This window comes from Vibrio sp. B1Z05 (genome assembly GCF_052955985.1).
Genome location: NZ_CP130463.1, coordinates 1488294 through 1505332, shown reverse-complemented (window position 1 = coordinate 1505332; position 17039 = coordinate 1488294). Strand labels below are relative to the sequence as shown.

Sequence of the window (17039 nt, the reverse complement as noted above, 5' to 3'; positions counted from 1 at the left end):
GTAATATTGTGTTGTATCACAACGTGAAAAAGAGGGAATTTAAAGCTTTTTAGTGTTCACAATGTAATTGACATCCACGTTTTTGCCTAAAGAGTAACTCTCAAAGAGTGGGTTATAGCTAAGGCCAGTAATACCTTGTTCCTGCAAACGGGTGTTATCGACCATTTTGATGAGTTCACATGGCTTGAGAAACTTATTATAGTCGTGGGTACCTTGTGGTAAGAGCTTTAAAACTTTCTCGGCACCAACAATTGCGAATAAATACGATTTTAAATTACGGTTTAGGGTGGAGAACAGTACATAACCTCCGGGCTTGACCAAATTGGCGCACGATGAAATCACTGATTGTGGGTCAGGGACGTGTTCAATCATTTCCATACAGGTGACTACGTCATATTGTTCAGGGCAGTTTGCTGCATGCTCTTCCACGGTTGTGCGGATGTAGTCTAACTTAGCACCCGTCTCTAGCGCATGCAGACGTGCGACCTCTAACGGTTCACGTCCCATATCCAGACCAGTAACCTTTGCGCCTTCCAATGCCATGCTCTCGGCTAAAATACCGCCACCGCAGCCAACGTCTAACACTTTTTTACCAAACAGTCCGCCAACGCAGTCTTGCACATAGCGCAAACGCAGTGGATTGATTTGATGAAGTGGCTTAAATTCACCTTCCTTGTCCCACCATCGACTTGCCATGTCGGCAAATTTTTTAATTTCTGCAGGATCGACATTTTTTCCTTGTTCCATATTCACTACGCTTTTTAAAATTTTTCTTATTATAACCCTATCTAAACAGGGAATGCATTTGCCTTTGTCGTGATGAGATGTCTGTAGTTGTCTCACTGAAGAACTGACTGTTTTTTAAGCCATAATTTACGAATAGTGTAAATTATGCGCATCTAGTTGCTAACGTATATCACATCGGGGGTAACAGATAATGAAAGTAATGCAGAAACTGCGAAAATTGTGTTATATTTTTTGTTCTTATTAGGAATCGAAAAGACGATCTAACAATAGAGGGATAATGGCTCTATGAGCGATCTAGCGAAAGAGATCACACCGGTAAATATTGAAGACGAGCTGAGAGGCTCGTACCTTGACTATGCAATGTCCGTCATCGTAGGTCGAGCATTGCCAGATGTTCGCGATGGTTTGAAACCGGTACACCGACGCGTTTTATTTGCGATGAATGTATTGGGCAATGATTGGAACAAACCTTACAAAAAATCAGCGCGTGTCGTTGGTGATGTAATTGGTAAATATCACCCACACGGTGACAGTGCTGTATACGACACTATTGTTCGTATGGCGCAGCCTTTTGCATTGCGTTACATGTTAGCTGATGGCCAAGGCAACTTTGGTTCTATCGATGGTGACTCTGCTGCGGCAATGCGTTACACCGAAGTACGTATGTCGAAAATTGCTCATGAGTTGCTAGCTGACCTTGAGAAAGAGACAGTGGATTACGTGCCTAACTATGATGGCACTGAACAAATTCCAGCGGTATTACCGACACGTGTACCTAACTTATTAGTGAACGGTTCATCAGGTATTGCCGTAGGTATGGCAACCAATATTCCACCGCATAACCTAACAGAGGTTATCGATGGTTGTTTGGCCTTCATTAAAAATGAAGACATTACCATTGAACAGTTGATGGATTTCATTCCAGGACCTGACTTCCCGACAGCGGCAACCATTAGTGGCCGTAAAGGCATCATTGATGCGTACAATACGGGTCGTGGTAAGGTTTACATGCGTGCTAAAGCTAATATTGAAGCGGATAGCAAAGGCAAAGAAACCATCATTGTTACCGAGATCCCGTATCAGGTTAACAAAGCTCGTTTGATTGAAAAAATCGCCGAGCTAGTAAAAGACAAAAAAGTAGAAGGCATCAGTGCGCTACGTGATGAGTCGGATAAAGACGGCATGCGTATCGTGATTGAATGTAAGCGTGATGCAGTAGGTGAGGTGGTACTTAATAACCTTTACGCTCATACACAGCTACAAACGACTTTTGGCATCAACATGGTTGCCCTTGATAAAGGCCAGCCTAAACACTTCAACCTAAAAGAAATGTTGAAAGCGTTTGTTGATCACCGCCGTGAAGTGGTTACTCGCCGTACTATTTTTGAACTGCGCAAAGCGCGTGACCGTGCTCATATCCTTGAAGGTTTGGCACTGGCACTGGCTAACATCGATGAAATCATCGAATTGATTCGCCGTGCAGCAACACCAGCTGAAGCAAAAGCAGGCTTAGTGGCTCGTGGTTGGGACTTAGGTCTGGTAGCAACTATGCTTGAGCGCGCTGGTACTGATGCAGCACGTCCAGAGTGGTTAGAAGAGCAGTTTGGTATTCGTGATGGCCAATACCACCTAACTGAACAACAAGCACAAGCGATTCTAGATCTTCGTCTACAAAAATTGACCGGTCTAGAACACGAAAAAATCCTTGATGAATACAAGGCTCTGTTAGATGAAATCGCAGAGTTGATGCACATCCTTGCAAGCACTGAGCGCTTGATGGAAGTGATCGTTGAAGAGCTACACGCTATCCGTGAAGGTTATGGTGATGAACGTCGCACTGAAATTACAGCGGCTATTCACGATATCGATATGGAAGAGCTGATTGCTCAAGAAGACGTCGTCGTTACACTTTCTCACGAAGGCTATGTTAAGTACCAAATCCTAAGTGATTATGAAGCGCAACGTCGTGGTGGCCGTGGTAAGAGCGCCACTAAGATGAAAGATGAAGATTACATCGATCGTCTATTGGTTGCGAACACGCATGACAATATCTTGTGTTTCTCTACTCGTGGTAAAACTTACCGCTTGAAAGTGTACCAATTGCCATTGGCGAGCCGTACAGCTCGTGGTAAACCAATTATTAACATTCTTCCTCTTGAAGATGGCGAGCGTATTACAGCAATCCTACCTGTTTCTGAGTTTAGTGAAGATAAATTTATCTTCATGGCAACCGCAGATGGTACGGTTAAGAAAACGTCTCTGGACCAGTTCTCGAACGTACGTAGTAATGGTTTGATTGCGGTTAACTTGCGTGATGAAGATTCATTGATTGGCGTTGATATTACTGACGGTGACAGCGATATCATGCTGTTCTCTAAAGCCGGTAAAGTGGTTCGATTCAACGAAGGGCAAGTTCGTGGTATGGGTCGTACAGCTGCGGGTGTTCGTGGTATTAAGTTACTTAACGAAGACCAAGTAGTATCACTGATTGTTCCGCAAAATGACGGTGATATCTTAACCATTACTGAAAATGGTTACGGTAAACGTACGATTTTGTCTGAGTACCCAGCGAAGAGCCGTGCTACACAGGGCGTTGTCTCTATTAAGGTCTCTGATCGTAATGGTAGCGTCGTTGGCGCAGTACAAACAGAAGACGGTGATGAGTTCATGGTGATCACTGATGGCGGTACGCTAGTGCGCAGTCGCGTATCAGAAGTGAGCCAAGTGGGTCGTAACACCCAAGGTGTGACTCTGATTCGTACCGTTGAAGGTGAGAACGTAGTTGCGCTACAACGCATCGATGAAATCGAAGAGAGCGAAATTGAAGAAGTAGCAGAGGGCGAAGACGCAGCAACGGATACTTCTGAAGCGCCTCAAGCACCTGAAGCTTCTACTGATGCGGATGAATCTGACGCAGAGTAAGAGTAATCACAAGCTTCTTAGAATAGCTTAGTGCTTAGAACAGGAACCCAATAGTTGTTATTCAGCTATTGGGTTTTTTTATAGCCATTATCGGTTTAAAAACAAACGTTTGTTGGTAAATAACGCCAAGGTTGTTGCTATATTAAGCAAATCGTATCAATAACAAATAAAATCAAAAATTGATGTAGGTCAAAGGCTTGAAAAGGTTTCTTTTAACCCAATATTAATCCTATAGTTAAAGAGCTTGTTTAAGCGACTCAATCAACGAGTGATCAATAGAGAGAAATTTATGGCAGATGTAAGAGCCCGTGTAAACTTTAAGGTGGGAATGAAAAGCGATATTGAGGCTGAGCTTCTCTCTTTTCATGGCTTAAAAACTGACAAAGAACATGTCGCTATAATCTTTAAGTCTGCGGATAAAAATCAACAAGCTCCGATTGTTCGAATGCATTCTGAGTGTTTAACCGGCGATGTTTTCCACTCTTCACGTTGTGACTGTGGTGAGCAGCTTGATGAAACGATCAATAAAATGTCTGAACAAGGCGGTATCTTGCTTTATCTTCGCCAAGAAGGGCGCGGTATCGGTCTTTACAACAAAATAGATGCTTATCAGTTGCAAAGTGAAGGTCTCAATACCTATGAAGCCAATAATAAATTGGGCTTTGCTGACGATCTGCGCAGCTTTGAAGAAGCAGCGCAAATGTTAGATGCGCTCAATGTTGAGCATATTCGCTTGGTCACAAACAACCCTAAAAAAATCCGCGAACTTAAGCAGTATGGCATTGTGATTGATGAGGTGATCAACACTATGGCTCACGTAAAACACGGTAATGAAGGCTATTTAAAAGCCAAAGCGTCTCACGGAAAACATAATTTAGACGTATAAAATAGCGTTATAAACTTAAAGTAATTTCAACTATTTAAGCATGCTATTTGCTCACTTTAAGCCCTAAATTTGGCGGTGAGGCGAATAGCTATTTAGCTTATTTGTTCGAGAAAATAGAGGTTGTTTGCCATACTTAATAGATCAAGTCTATTGAGTGGCGACGATCATGTTGAAAAGCAAAAGGGTGTCGTGGTCAATTTTAGTTGTTTGCATCACCCTTGCAATTCCTACATATGCACAGAGTATGTTCCATACCCTCGGCTGGGTAAGCTCTGCTGTGCCAATAGAGCAAGCCTTTCGTTACCCTCACCTGACTGAATCCCTCTACAGCTCCAATCGTCACCAATTGGTATGGCTACAATCTGAAGACAGGCAACTGTTTGAAGATTTAATTGAAATGACCGTACTCGCCGAATTAAGCCCGTTTTTTGAGCAGCGTTTGCAACACTTACAGCATTTGCGCACCACCGAACAACATTATCAATACGATTTAGTTGCCAGCGATCTGTTATTGTCCTTTATCAGCTATCGAAGTTTACTTAAAGAGAACAAAACCACTTGGTTATATGGGCAAGGGCTTCCCAATGATTGGGCCGCTCCTTCGCCAGAGCTTGTTACTGAGCTAGAGCAGTCTATTACCGATGGCAAACTGACAGACTATTTAAAACAGCTAGGTATAGATTCTACGGCATATCGAGATTATCTGGGTTCTATAGAGCATCTTAAACAGAGTTTGAACGCCAATATTGCGCCATACCCGCCGCAAGTTGTGCGAGTAGGGGAAACCATACCGGAAAAAGAGGTGCTATTTACTCGTTTGGCGCTGGCTGGATTGGCGGTACCGCCATCTATTCAACAACAGCAATGGTACGGCAAAGAGTTACGTGCAGTGATTAAACGCTTTCAACGGCAGCATGGCTTAAAAATCGATGGTGTTATTGGCCCTGATACGGCGCACTGGCTTAATTACCCTATAGAGGAGCGCATACGCCGTTTAGCCTTAAATGCGGAGCGTAGCCGTTTATGGCCAGAACAACGCAAAGCGTTAGTGTTAGTGAATCTACCCAGTTTTGATCTTAATTATTATTTCAAAGGCGAGGTGGTGTTTTCATCTAAAGTCATTGTTGGCAAGCAAAAACGCAAAACGCCTTTGCTAGAAATTAAAATGGATTCGTTGGTGCTTAATCCCACTTGGAATGTGCCGCCTAAGATCATGCGTGAAGACATTATTCCTATTTTGCGCTACAACCCTGATTACCTAAATAACAAAGGAATTCAAGTAATTAAGGGGTGGGGCAATCCGGTGATCATCGATCACGGCGCAATCCAATGGCGCAAAGTCAATCCTAAAAAGTTTCCGTTTCGTATGCGCCAGTTAGCGGGTAACAGCAATGCATTAGGTGTGTATAAATTTAATACGCCAAATCGCAGAGCAATTTACTTACATGACACGCCAGCCAAATATTTATTTGATAAACCCTCACGCGCCTTTAGCTCTGGCTGTATTCGAGTGCAACATGCAGATAGGTTTGCTCACTCTATTTCCAAAACTCAAGGTTTTAGGAAAAGTAACATCTCCCCACAAGGGCAACAGTCTAATGCTCGAATTCCTCTAAAGCGCCGATTACCCGTGCATCTTATTTATAAAACCTCATGGGTTGAGTCTGGCCGAGTGTTTTTTAGAGAAGACGTGTACGGCTACGACGTGAAGACAAACCAAGCAGATTTAGCATTAAAACAGCACTGAAATCTTATTCCTTACAATAAAATGAGGCACAAAGTTGATTAAATTTTGATCAATCTGTACAGTGTGCGACTGTTTTTATTTGTATGGGATGAGTAGTGGTAGAGTTAAATTTGAACCGTCGTCGCTTTTTGCAGTATTCGGCGGGGGCAGCAGCATTATTAAGCATGCCCAAGTTTGCATTGGCTGCAACGCAGTCACCAAAAGTAATTAACTTCAATAATCTGCACACCGGAGAACACCTGCAAACTTGTTATTTTGACGGTAAAAACTTCGTCGATAACGAGTTAGATAAAATTAATCACATCTGCCGTGACTTCCGTCGTAACGAAGTCCATCCAATGGATCGTCGATTATTAGTGCAAATCAGCGAAATACAGCGCATTTTAGCTACTGATAACGAAGTTCAAATCATTTCAGGATATCGCTCTCCTGCAACGAATGAATCGTTGCGAGCTCATGGTCATAAAGGCGTGGCACGTAAAAGTTTGCATATGCAAGGGCGCGCCATTGATATCCGAATCTCAGGAATTGACATAGCGGACGTGCACAAAGCGGCATTACAAATGAAAGCGGGTGGTGTTGGGTATTACCCAGGAAGCCGATTTGTACATATTGACACCGGAGCGGTGCGCTCTTGGCATGGCTAGGCTTGAGTTTGCAAGCATAAGCTGTCATATTCTTGATAGGCTTATCTGATAAATAAAAGGTTTTTCATGGCGTTGCAGTATCAAGTTGTTCCAGTAACCCCTTTTCAACAAAATTGTTCAATCGTGTGGTGTGATGAGACCCAAAAGGGCATCGTTATCGATCCGGGCGGTGATGTAAAACAGCTTCTTATGATGATTGAAGAGCTGAATGTAGAAGTGGAAAAACTGGTGTTGACTCACGGACATTTAGATCACGTTGGTGGCAGTGAAGATCTTGCCAGAGAGCTGAATCAGCCTATCTGGGGACCACATAAAGACGACAACTTCTGGTTGCAAGGTCTTGAAGGGCAAAGCCAAATGTTTGGCTTCCCTTTAACTGAGGCATTTGAGCCAAGTCAGTGGCTAAATGATGGTGACGTTGTCACTTTTGGTAATCAATCAATGTCTGTTTTGCACACTCCAGGCCATACTCCGGGGCATGTAGTGCTACACAGTGAATCGGCAAAAGTTGCCTTCGTGGGTGATGTGCTGTTTAAAGGTGGAATTGGTCGTACAGATTTCCCGAAAGGCGATTATGCGACTTTGATTAACTCAATCAAAACCAAACTGTGGCCATTGGGTAACGAAACCCGATTTGTTCCAGGTCACGGCCCAGAGTCTACTTTTGGCTCAGAGCGAGTAAGTAATCCATTCGTCGCGGATGAAATGCCAATCTAAATAATGTTGGGGGTAGCTATACCGATACCCCCAATTTCTTTTACTGTGTTTCTTTAGCCGTGTTTATTTTACCGTGTTTCTTTTGCTAGGCCTCTTTAAATCTTAATAGACGTGTATTCAGTTGCCATTATTCGGCAGGCACTATTCAACAGCTATTATTCACAGATATGGCTTAGCTAATCACTATCGCGACAAGACGCTGCCCAATAGCGCCTCAATAATCCCACAAACTCTTCTGCATCACGGTCTAAATCGGCGGTAGCAATAAAAATATCGTATCCCCAATACTCTCTTTGATACTGCATTCGGCGCAACATACTGGCTTGAAGACCGCTAAATACCAGCTTGTCTTTGATGGTAACAGAGCGAGAATCTAATACCTGATCTTGAAACAAAGTTTCTTGCTTGGTTTCCATCGCGCCTAAATACAACAAACTTCTTTGCTCCAATAACAGATGTGAAATAAGCCTAGGGCAGGTGCTTTCTACAAAAGGTACAGGATCATTTAGGCGAATGCCTATCCATGGCAGATTGGCGGGCGCAGCAGGGTTATGGCTTTGACAGAGCCCAAGGGCGGTAACATTGTGCCATTGCACCACCCAACCGCCTTTATAAGTGTGCTGCTGAAAATGACTGTCGGTTAGGGTGTAACGAATGATCCCGCGTAAGTAGATTTGCAAAATACTCACATAGAGCACTAACCCTATGAACATAATGCCGAGTTTACCTTGCATGCTATGCGCGTAGTAACTGATGCTGACCGTTATGCCTATGGCGCACAGCGCAAGTAAACGCTGTCCCGTTTTACCAAGAATGATTTTTTGGTTTGTCAGTTGTAATGAGGACATGCGTACCTGCTTAAATAATGGTGTTAGGTAGCGCAAGCAAAGGCGCTGTAAAGCATAAGATCGTTAAAGTAATTAAAACAATGACTTATAAGGAAGGTAGTAACCAGAATTAGACTCTATGCAGTGTTTATCGATATCTCTACCTTATATAACATCGTATGAAACCCCTGTAATTGTTAAATAAATAAGATCGAATAGCACACAGATTTAACAAATATTTAGCAATTATATTGCGTTTGTTCCATATTTAATTGATTTTATAGTCAATTATGACCACGCAAGGAGCAAAGAAGATGGTAATTAAGTCAACATGGGGAAAGGCGTGCGTACGCAGTTTAGCGGTACTAATTGGGGTGGCAAGTATTGCTACCGCTTCAGCCGCTGATAAAGTCTATCGATTGAAACTTGCTGAAACTTGGGGTCCAAACTTCCCAATTTTTGGTGATGCTACAAAAAATATGGCGGCAATGGCAGAAAAAATGTCGAACGGACGCTTAGTGATTCGCGTTGATTCGTCAAACAAGCACAAAGCGCCATTTGGTGTGTTCGATATGGTTAAGTCTGGTCAGTATGATATGGGGCATTCTGCGTCGTATTACTGGAAAGGCAAAGTGCCAAACACCTTGTATTTCACCACTATGCCATTTGGCATGACGGCGGAAGAGCAATACGCTTGGTTCTATCACGGCGGTGGCATGGAGTTGATGGAACAAGTTTACGCGCCGCACAATATGTTGTCCTTCCCAGGTGGTAACACTGATGTACAAATGGGTGGTTGGTTCCAAAAAGAAATCAATAGCGTTGATGATCTTAAAGGTCTGAAAATGCGTATCCCAGGTTTTGCGGGTGAAGTGTTAGCTGAGTTAGGTGCAAAACCGACCAATATTGCACCGGGTGAGCTTTATACTGCATTGGAAAGAAAAACCATTGATGCATTGGAGTGGGTAGGGCCATCGTTAGATCTGCGTATGGGCTTTCACAAAATTGCCCCTTACTACTATACCGGTTGGCATGAGCCAGCAACTGAGCTTCAGTTTATGGTCAATAAACGCGTTTGGGACAAATTGCCTGCTGATCTTCAAGAAATCCTACGCGTAGCGATGCGAACGGCCGCTTACGATATGTACATCCAATCAACTCATGAAAGTGGTAAAAACTGGGCAAGTATTCGAACTGAGTACCCAGATGTTCAAGTTAAAAACTTCCCACCAGAAGTCATGACAGAGCTTCGCAAAGTGAACGACCGCTTGCTTGCAGAACATGCCGCTGAAAACGAAATGGCGAAGAAAATCCAAATGTCACAGGCGCAATACTTAGAGCAAACTCGCTCTTGGACAGACATTTCTAAACGTGCGTACCTAAATAGCGCAACCGCACAATAAAGTGAGTAAATTGTTCGCGCTATAGCACCCATGGCTTTAGTCATGTGTGCTATAGCGCGACATTTAATGTGAAAGTTTCAGCTGACAGGGAGGTCAATTGCTGACTGTAATAGAAGGGATTTGTAACAGAATAAGCAACGCACTAGGGCATATCACTAGTGTGTTGTTTCTGCTTTTGGTGGCAAACGTCGTTTATGATGTGGTAATGCGTTACGTGTTTAATGACGTTTCCATTGCCTTTCAAGAACTGGAATGGCACCTGTTCTCAGCAGTATTCTTACTTGGCGTACCCTACGCAATTAAAACGGGTGGGCACGTTCGTGTCGACATTTTCTACGAGCGTTTTCCACCGAAAACGCAAGCCATCATAGATATCTTTGGCATCTTAGTCTGGTTGTTTCCATTTAGCCTGTTAGTGGCATGGTATGGCATCGACTTTGCCTACCAAGCTTACGATATTGGAGAAACCTCGGGCGATCCCGGCGGTCTGCCGTATCGTTGGGTGATCAAAGCCGTAATACCCATTTCATTCTCATTTATCGCCATTAGTGGCTTAGGTTTGCTGTGCAAATCACTCAATCAATTTTTCAATTCAGATTCAATCAGTAAGGAAGAAGCATGATAGGGATTATTATGTTTGCGGTCGCTTTATTTGCGCTGTTGCTCGGCTTTCCGGTGGCCTTTACCTTTGGCGGGATCGCGCTGATATTTGGCGTGTGGTCCGAAGGTTGGGATATGTTTGCCTTTATGCCGTATCGCATTGAATCTATCATGCAAAACACCGTATTAATGGCAGTGCCACTGTTTATATTCATGGGGCTGGTTTTACAAAAAACGCGTTTGGCGGAGCAATTATTAGAAGCCATGGGGCGTTTATTTGGCAGTATGCGTGGCGGCATTGCCATATCCACGGTACTGGTGGGAGCGCTACTTGCGGCATCGACCGGAGTTGTGGGTGCATCGGTGGTGGCAATGGGCCTTATCTCATTACCGGTAATGCTAAAGTATAACTACGACAAAAAATTAGCCTGTGGCACCATTTGTGCCTCTGGTACTTTGGGACAAATTATCCCGCCTTCTATTGTATTGATCTTATTAGGTGACGTACTCGGTGTACCGGTTGGCGATCTTTTTCAGGCCGCCGTTTGGCCGGGTTTAGTGTTGGTTATTGCCTATGTTTTGTATATCGCTATCTATGCGCACTTAAAGCCTGAATCGGCACAGCCTATCCCTAAACTTGATGATCAAAGCCGTAAACAAGAGATTATCACCGCATTCAAGGCTATCATCCCGCCATTGGCGTTAATTATTGTGGTGTTAGGCTCTATTTTTGCAGGTATTGCTACGCCTACCGAGTCCGCAGCCTTAGGTGGTGCGGGCGCGATTGTTCTGGCGATGCTTTATCGCCAATTTAGTTGGAAGCTTTTGTACGAGTCGTCAAAAGAGACCATAAAAGTTACGGCGATGGTGTTCGCTATTTTACTTGGCGCTACTGCCTTTTCGATGGCATTTACCTACACAGGCGGCGACTATCTAGTGGAAGAGTGGCTACTGGCACTTCCGGGTGAAAAGTGGGGCTTCTTGTTCCTAGTGATGTTGGTGATTTTGATTCTTGGCTTCTTTATCGATTTTGTTGAGATCTGTTTTATCATCGTGCCTATGATTGCTCCGGTAGCGGAACTGCTTGGCATTAATATGGTGTGGTTTGCCATTTTAGTGGCAATGAATCTACAAACCTCCTTTTTGACACCGCCTTTTGGCTTCAGTCTGTTTTATCTCAAAGGGGTCGCGCCAAAAGAGGTGACCACCAGAGATATTTATTCAGGTGTGATGCCCTTTATTGGGATACAAATAGTGGTGCTTGCCACGCTATTGCTATTCCCAGGGTTGTACGGATTGTCCATGTAACTTAATTTCTTGATATGCCTGAATTAATTATTTAGATACGTTATAATTGAAAGTTAATTACATGAAGTAATTGTGTTTGGTACGCTTTTTGTACCTAAAAGGAGGTCAAATGACCAAGGGTATTGATAAATACAGTATAGATAGTACTGATTATCAAATTGGACAAGATAATGTCCAAAAGTGGGGGTTTGATGTACATAATGCGGTATTTTCCATTAGTGCAGGACTAACTATTCTTTTTCTTCTTGCTATGGTATTCCTCGACCCAGAGACTGCAAAGTCGGCGCTCGACGGATTAAAATGGCAGATAATTCATTCTTTTGATGCGTTATTCATTTGGGCCGGTAACATTTTTGTTATCTTTTGCTTAGCTCTTATTGTTTCGCCGTACGGTAAAATCCGTTTAGGTGGTAAAGAAGCTAAAGCTGAATACTCAATGATGTCGTGGATAGCAATGCTATTTGCTGCAGGCATGGGTATTGGTCTAATGTTCTGGAGTGTGGCTGAGCCTGTCGCTTACTACACTGGCTGGTATGAAACGCCATTGAATGTTGTCGCGAATACACCAGAAGCCGCTAAGCTTGCATTAGGCGCAACTATGTACCACTGGGGATTACACCCGTGGGCAATCTATGCTGTAGTTGCACTATCATTAGCTTTCTTCACCTATAACAAAGGTTTACCGCTGTCGATTCGTTCTATCTTTTACCCTATTTTAGGGGATAGAGCATGGGGTTGGCCGGGTCACATTGTTGATATTCTAGCGGTATTGGCTACGTTGTTTGGCCTTGCGACTTCGCTTGGTCTAGGTGCGCAACAAGCCGCTAGTGGTATTCACCATGTATTTGGGCTTGATTCAGGGCTAGGATTGCAAATTGCGGTAATCAGTTTTGTTACCTTGTTGGCGATAATTTCGGTGATACGTGGTATCGATGGTGGTGTTAAAGTCATCTCTAACATCAATATGATCATCGCCTTTATCCTATTAGCATTTGTAATGTTGATTGGCTATCACGTAACCTTTAGCAGTATTTCGACTACTTTCCTTTCTTATGTAGAACATATTATTCCATTGAGTAACCCGCACGGTCGTTCAGATGAAGCGTGGTTCCAAGGTTGGACTGTATTCTACTGGGCATGGTGGATTTCATGGTCCCCATTCGTAGGTATGTTTATCGCTCGCGTATCTAAAGGTCGTACTGTTCGTGAATTTATGACAGCAGTATTGATTGTACCGACAACCGTAACGCTTATTTGGATGTCTACATTTGGTGGCTTGGCAATTGATCAAGTGATCAACAATGTTGGTATCTTAGGTAGCAAAGGTCTAACCGACGTTTCTTTAGCCATGTTCGAAATGTTTGATGCAATGCCAATGGCGAATGTACTGTCTGTTATTGGTATTATATTGGTTATGGTGTTCTTCGTAACGTCTTCAGATTCAGGTTCATTGGTTATCGACAGCATTACCGCTGGTGGTAAAGTGGATGCTCCTGTGCCACAACGTGTGTTCTGGGCGTTTATGGAAGGTGCTATCGCGGTTGCTATGCTTTGGGTTGGTGGTTCACAAGCCGTTCAAGCGTTGCAAGCAGGTGCGATTTCGACCGCGTTGCCGTTTACTTTCATCTTACTTGCCATGTGTGTGAGTTTGTTGATGGGTATGGCAACAGAAGAGCGTTAAGCCGAAATACAAATAGAATAATTACAAAGGACCTGAATTTTCAGGTCCTTTTTCGTTTTAATACCAATCACACTAAGTAAGTGCTCAGAACTAGTGCAGGAAAAATGCTCGAGAACAAGGCAGAATTTTTCGATAAGTAGTTATTCTACAATCAAAAATTCTAACGCCGTTATCGTGCATTTTAACAAGCTAGAATGATCAGTTATTTAGTACGATTGGTATAACTCCATCGTAGTAAATTGTCAGCGGTGACTGGCTACGATTGACTTTACAAAGGAGCCATTATGAGCTTGACCAGTATGACGTTTTTTGAACGTTTTGAATCAGACATTCTTGCCGGCAAGAAAACCATTACTATCCGCGATGAGAATGAGTGCGACTTTGCGCCAAACTCTATCGTTGAGGTTGCCACTTATGAAGATAACCGCTGGTTTTGCCAGTTGCGTATTATCTCAGTAACGCCCGTGTTATTTGATGAACTGACCGATTTTCATGCCAGCCAAGAGAATATGACGTTGCCTGAATTAAAATCGGTGATTGCGGATATCTACCCTAATATTAATAAGTTGTTTGTTATCACTTATCAAAAAGTAGGGTAGGTTTAGTAGTGTCAACTCTGCTAAATAGACGTATTAATTACAGCCATAAACTTTCGATGGGATCATCAGAGTTGAAGTGATGTGCGACTTGAGCCTGCAATAATTCTGCGGTGGCGATGGCATCAACTAACGCATCGTGTGGTGTGTAGGTAGGTAAGTTGTAACGCTTACGACTCGCACCTAACCTCACTGAACCGGGGCGGTTTCCTTTAAGGCGGTTGATAAACCCTGCTGAGAGTTGCTGCTGAATGTTCCATTCAATTTGTAAGGTATCCACCACCGGAAATTCAATACCTTCATTAAGACGGCGTCGTAAAATGCTGTCTAAGAAATCACGCTCAATTTGGCGATAGTGAACCACACAAATTTTGCCCGCAATAGCTTCGAGTATTTCAGGTAGCACGGCCATAAAGTCAGGTGCATATTGCAGTTCTGAGTGGGTGATACCATGAATGACCACAGAGTCGGCATTGAGCGCTTTCTGCGGTTTAATCAACCATTGCTGACTTTGCTTTAAGTAAATACGATTTAAATCAAAGGGTACGAGACCGACCGAGATGATCTCGTCTTTTGAGGAATCTAGACCGGTAGTTTCAAAATCAAGAGCAAGAAACGGCACCTCTTTAAGTGGGGTTTCTTTAGCGATAGTCCCCACAGAATAAAAGCTTTTCAGATGACCATGATTGCTTTGCGCAAGCAAGCTTTCAAAGTGAGATTGCCAGTCATCGACGGGTTGGAATATCTTTTTAATAGGTTTGTTTTTTTTGAACATAGGCTTATTTTATTGAAGTACCTTGATAGCGGAATTTCAAAAAGTTCTGCGCATTGCTGAGAATTTGAAAAGCATTTTTTAGGTTGCGTCGTTCAAAATCGGATAAGTTTTCAGGTTCAATATTATTGTCCGGCTCACGTTCTTCATTAATATCAATCGCTTGGTGGCGGATGCGCACCAAAGAGATAAACTCTAATGCATCTTTAAGATCTTGCGCGCGGCCTCGTGGCAAAATGCCGGAATCGAGAATATCATCCAAACGTTCAAAAGAGTTTTTTTGAGTCGAACCCACCGCCAGTGCATGCACTCGAATTAGATCGGCTAGTGGCGCTGTGCCACGTCGTTTTAAGTTAATCGAGTTTTTATGGTTGCCGTCTTTTTCCATTACAAAGCTTTTAAAGAAGCCTAATGGCGGTGTGCGATTTAGCGCATTACGCGCCAAGCAATACAAAAACTTAGAGTTATTTTTTGCACGTTCAGTAATAAAGCGATTGAGTTTATCGGCCCATTTGAGTTGACCATGCACACCCACAAGATCAAAAAATATGGAGGCGTTAAGTAGCGCTTTTGCGTTTGGATTATCTATCCAATCGGCAAAACATTCCTCCCATTCGGTTTGGGTCATGCGCCAAATAGGGTTGGTCGCCATGATGTCTCCAGTACAATATGGATAACCACATTGATCTAGACCATCGCTGACTATGCTTGCCAATTTGGCAAAGTACTCATCATGTTTTTCTTTATCAAAACTGTTAGACAAAATGATGGCGTTGTCTTGGTCGGTAACAATCAATTGCTCATCACGTGCCATTGAGCCTAAGGCTAAGAAACAATATGGCACAGGCGAGGGGCCTAACTCTTCTTCCGCCAGCTCGATGATGCGTTGTTTGAAACTCATGGCGATAATCGCCATTGCGCTACCGACCATATGTGAGTTGGCGTCTTCGTTGACCAATCTTACAAAACTGTCACTCACTTGCTCAGATAAAGTGACCAAGTCGGCTACCGTGTTTTGTTGGAAAATAGAACTGACCAGCAGTAATGAGTTTTGTGATTCGTAACGCACAATATCACTGGCTTCAATGACCGCAATAGGGGTGTTCTTTTTAACGATAGGTAAATGGTGAACATTGAATCTTTGCATGGTCAGCATGGCTTCATAAATATAAGCGTTGCTGTCTAAAGAGATCACGTCTTGAGTCATCACCGACTTGATGGTGTCATCGGGTGATACGCCCTGTGCGATCACGCGAGTACACAAATCACGATCAGTCAAAATGCCACGCAAACGGTCGCGACTGTCAGTTTGTTCATCGTCCACCACCAATAAACACGAAGTATTTTCATCGTCCATCAAGATAGCCGCATCTCTAATAGATGCCCCTTCCTTGATAGTAGAAGCGGGGTGATTGATCAATGAGGTGACTTTTGCGGTAGTCAGATCGTTATCATCATTGTTGGCAATGGCGCGGCGCAGACGCTTTCCGTCATCTAGCGCAACAAAGTCGGCAAAGGAGTCAAAGTTGTCGTACAGGCTCTGAAATGTATCTGAAGGGATGCAGTACAATAAGCAGTCTTCAATTGCAGTGGCGGGAAACAACACCTTACCGTTACTCAATAACGCCATTTGCCCGAAGATGGCACCTTCATCAAGTCGGTTGTACAGCGAACCATTACGTTTGGAAATCTCTACAACGCCGCTACGCACAACAAAAAAATCAGAAATAGCCTCACCCAGAGAAACCACCAGTTCGCCTTTGCGAATGTAGGAGATTTCAGTGGCGAGTGCGATTTGATTTAACGTGTCATCGGGTAAATCATTAAACGGAGGGTATTGCGCTAGAAACTGTTTAATTTCAAATAGTTCAACTTCCATGATATGCCTTAAATATCGTGATTCTATGCTGAGTTCATCATAGAACGAAAACCTGAATATCCATAGTTTAGTTTGATGATAGTTCGCATCGAAAAGGGAATAATCAGCTGTATTGGTGTTATTTTGCGCACATTTACAGTGTAGCGCAGTTTGTGGGTGCACATTGCTTAATAAAGAGTGCCAGATACCGGAGTGAGTATGGTTTGACTTACATTTATCAATTCTGTAAATATGGATGAAAATCAGGCAATGCTTCATCGGAAAAGGTGAATACGGTGTGGCATAGTCACCTTTCAGGGAGGAAGTT

Annotated in this window: 14 protein-coding genes; 10 read left to right on the top strand and 4 right to left on the bottom strand. The window is 43.2% G+C overall.

The features are described from left to right. Window positions 1–39: 39 nt before the first annotated feature. Window positions 40–747, bottom strand: coding sequence for a bifunctional 2-polyprenyl-6-hydroxyphenol methylase/3-demethylubiquinol 3-O-methyltransferase UbiG (gene ubiG / locus QV280_RS06910; RefSeq protein ID WP_152819850.1), 708 nt, complete (start codon window positions 745–747; stop codon window positions 40–42). 285 nt (window positions 748–1032) lie between these two features. Here ubiG and gyrA point away from each other — a divergent pair, with 285 nt between their 5' ends. The 5 genes from gyrA to QV280_RS06885 all read left to right on the top strand — a co-directional run bounded on the left by gyrA (window position 1033) and on the right by QV280_RS06885 (window position 7666). Continuing rightward, complete coding sequence (gyrA, locus tag QV280_RS06905; RefSeq protein ID WP_152819851.1) at window positions 1033–3669, top strand: DNA topoisomerase (ATP-hydrolyzing) subunit A; 2637 nt, start codon at window positions 1033–1035, stop codon at window positions 3667–3669. 289 nt (window positions 3670–3958) lie between these two features. Further along, the gene (locus tag QV280_RS06900) at window positions 3959–4555 is read left to right on the top strand and encodes a GTP cyclohydrolase II (RefSeq protein ID WP_152819852.1); all 597 of its coding nucleotides are present in this window, start codon (window positions 3959–3961) and stop codon (window positions 4553–4555) included. A gap of 244 nt (window positions 4556–4799) precedes the next feature. Continuing rightward, window positions 4800–6302, top strand: a complete 1503-nt coding sequence (locus QV280_RS06895) for a L,D-transpeptidase family protein (protein WP_253912507.1) — start codon at window positions 4800–4802, stop codon at window positions 6300–6302. Between the two features lie 164 nt (window positions 6303–6466). Continuing rightward, complete coding sequence (locus QV280_RS06890) at window positions 6467–6949, top strand: DUF882 domain-containing protein (RefSeq protein ID WP_152819967.1); 483 nt, start codon at window positions 6467–6469, stop codon at window positions 6947–6949. A 66-nt stretch (window positions 6950–7015) separates the two neighbouring features. Further along, the gene (locus QV280_RS06885) at window positions 7016–7666 is read left to right on the top strand and encodes an MBL fold metallo-hydrolase (RefSeq protein WP_152819854.1); all 651 of its coding nucleotides are present in this window, start codon (window positions 7016–7018) and stop codon (window positions 7664–7666) included. Window positions 7667–7842: 176 nt separating this feature from the next. Here the strand turns inward: QV280_RS06885 and QV280_RS06880 are convergent, their stop codons facing one another. Then, a complete protein-coding gene (locus QV280_RS06880) occupies window positions 7843–8514 on the bottom strand; it encodes a DUF2982 domain-containing protein (protein ID WP_152819855.1) in 672 nt (223 codons plus the stop codon). Between the two features lie 293 nt (window positions 8515–8807). Here QV280_RS06880 and QV280_RS06875 point away from each other — a divergent pair, with 293 nt between their 5' ends. From QV280_RS06875 to yqfB, 5 genes are all read left to right on the top strand, one after another. Continuing rightward, entirely contained in the window at window positions 8808–9896 is a 1089-nt protein-coding gene (locus QV280_RS06875) for a TRAP transporter substrate-binding protein (protein ID WP_172972781.1), read from the top strand. A gap of 97 nt (window positions 9897–9993) precedes the next feature. Beyond that, the gene (locus QV280_RS06870) at window positions 9994–10518 is read left to right on the top strand and encodes a TRAP transporter small permease subunit (protein WP_152819857.1); all 525 of its coding nucleotides are present in this window, start codon (window positions 9994–9996) and stop codon (window positions 10516–10518) included. Then, the gene (locus QV280_RS06865; RefSeq protein ID WP_152819858.1) at window positions 10515–11804 is read left to right on the top strand and encodes a TRAP transporter large permease; all 1290 of its coding nucleotides are present in this window, start codon (window positions 10515–10517) and stop codon (window positions 11802–11804) included. The genes QV280_RS06870 and QV280_RS06865 overlap by 4 nt, the downstream gene beginning before the upstream one ends. Window positions 11805–11913: 109 nt before the next feature. Beyond that, on the top strand, window positions 11914–13485 hold the full coding sequence (locus tag QV280_RS06860) for a BCCT family transporter (protein WP_152819859.1): 1572 nt from the start codon (window positions 11914–11916) through the stop codon (window positions 13483–13485). A gap of 299 nt (window positions 13486–13784) precedes the next feature. Next, window positions 13785–14084, top strand: coding sequence for a N(4)-acetylcytidine aminohydrolase (yqfB, locus tag QV280_RS06855; RefSeq protein WP_172972786.1), 300 nt, complete (start codon window positions 13785–13787; stop codon window positions 14082–14084). Window positions 14085–14121: 37 nt separating this feature from the next. On the opposite strand, the gene QV280_RS06850 is transcribed toward yqfB, so the two are convergent. Both QV280_RS06850 and QV280_RS06845 read right to left on the bottom strand, forming a co-directional pair. Beyond that, window positions 14122–14856 (bottom strand): 3'-5' exonuclease, encoded by a 735-nt coding sequence (locus QV280_RS06850; protein ID WP_023403140.1) that lies wholly within the window; start codon window positions 14854–14856, stop codon window positions 14122–14124. Between the two features lie 4 nt (window positions 14857–14860). Next, window positions 14861–16732 carry a putative nucleotidyltransferase substrate binding domain-containing protein gene (locus QV280_RS06845; protein WP_152819860.1) on the bottom strand — a complete coding sequence of 624 codons (1872 nt, stop codon included), beginning with the start codon at window positions 16730–16732 and terminating at the stop codon, window positions 14861–14863. Window positions 16733–17039: the final 307 nt, after the last annotated feature.

Excerpts from the sequence above, each read along its gene's own strand:
- ubiG (WP_152819850.1), bottom strand. The coding sequence starts at position 747 with ATGGAACAAGGAAAAAATGTCGATCCTGCAGAAATTAAAAAATTTGCC.
- gyrA (WP_152819851.1), top strand. The coding sequence starts at position 1,033 with ATGAGCGATCTAGCGAAAGAGATCACACCGGTAAATATTGAAGACGAG.
- QV280_RS06900 (WP_152819852.1), top strand. The coding sequence starts at position 3,959 with ATGGCAGATGTAAGAGCCCGTGTAAACTTTAAGGTGGGAATGAAAAGC.
- QV280_RS06895 (WP_253912507.1), top strand. The coding sequence starts at position 4,800 with ATGTTCCATACCCTCGGCTGGGTAAGCTCTGCTGTGCCAATAGAGCAA.
- QV280_RS06890 (WP_152819967.1), top strand. The coding sequence starts at position 6,467 with ATGCCCAAGTTTGCATTGGCTGCAACGCAGTCACCAAAAGTAATTAAC.
- QV280_RS06885 (WP_152819854.1), top strand. The coding sequence starts at position 7,016 with ATGGCGTTGCAGTATCAAGTTGTTCCAGTAACCCCTTTTCAACAAAAT.
- QV280_RS06880 (WP_152819855.1), bottom strand. The coding sequence starts at position 8,514 with ATGTCCTCATTACAACTGACAAACCAAAAAATCATTCTTGGTAAAACG.
- QV280_RS06875 (WP_172972781.1), top strand. The coding sequence starts at position 8,808 with ATGGTAATTAAGTCAACATGGGGAAAGGCGTGCGTACGCAGTTTAGCG.
- QV280_RS06865 (WP_152819858.1), top strand. The coding sequence starts at position 10,515 with ATGATAGGGATTATTATGTTTGCGGTCGCTTTATTTGCGCTGTTGCTC.
- QV280_RS06860 (WP_152819859.1), top strand. The coding sequence starts at position 11,914 with ATGACCAAGGGTATTGATAAATACAGTATAGATAGTACTGATTATCAA.
- yqfB (WP_172972786.1), top strand. The coding sequence starts at position 13,785 with ATGACGTTTTTTGAACGTTTTGAATCAGACATTCTTGCCGGCAAGAAA.
- QV280_RS06850 (WP_023403140.1), bottom strand. The coding sequence starts at position 14,856 with ATGTTCAAAAAAAACAAACCTATTAAAAAGATATTCCAACCCGTCGAT.
- QV280_RS06845 (WP_152819860.1), bottom strand. The coding sequence starts at position 16,732 with ATGGAAGTTGAACTATTTGAAATTAAACAGTTTCTAGCGCAATACCCT.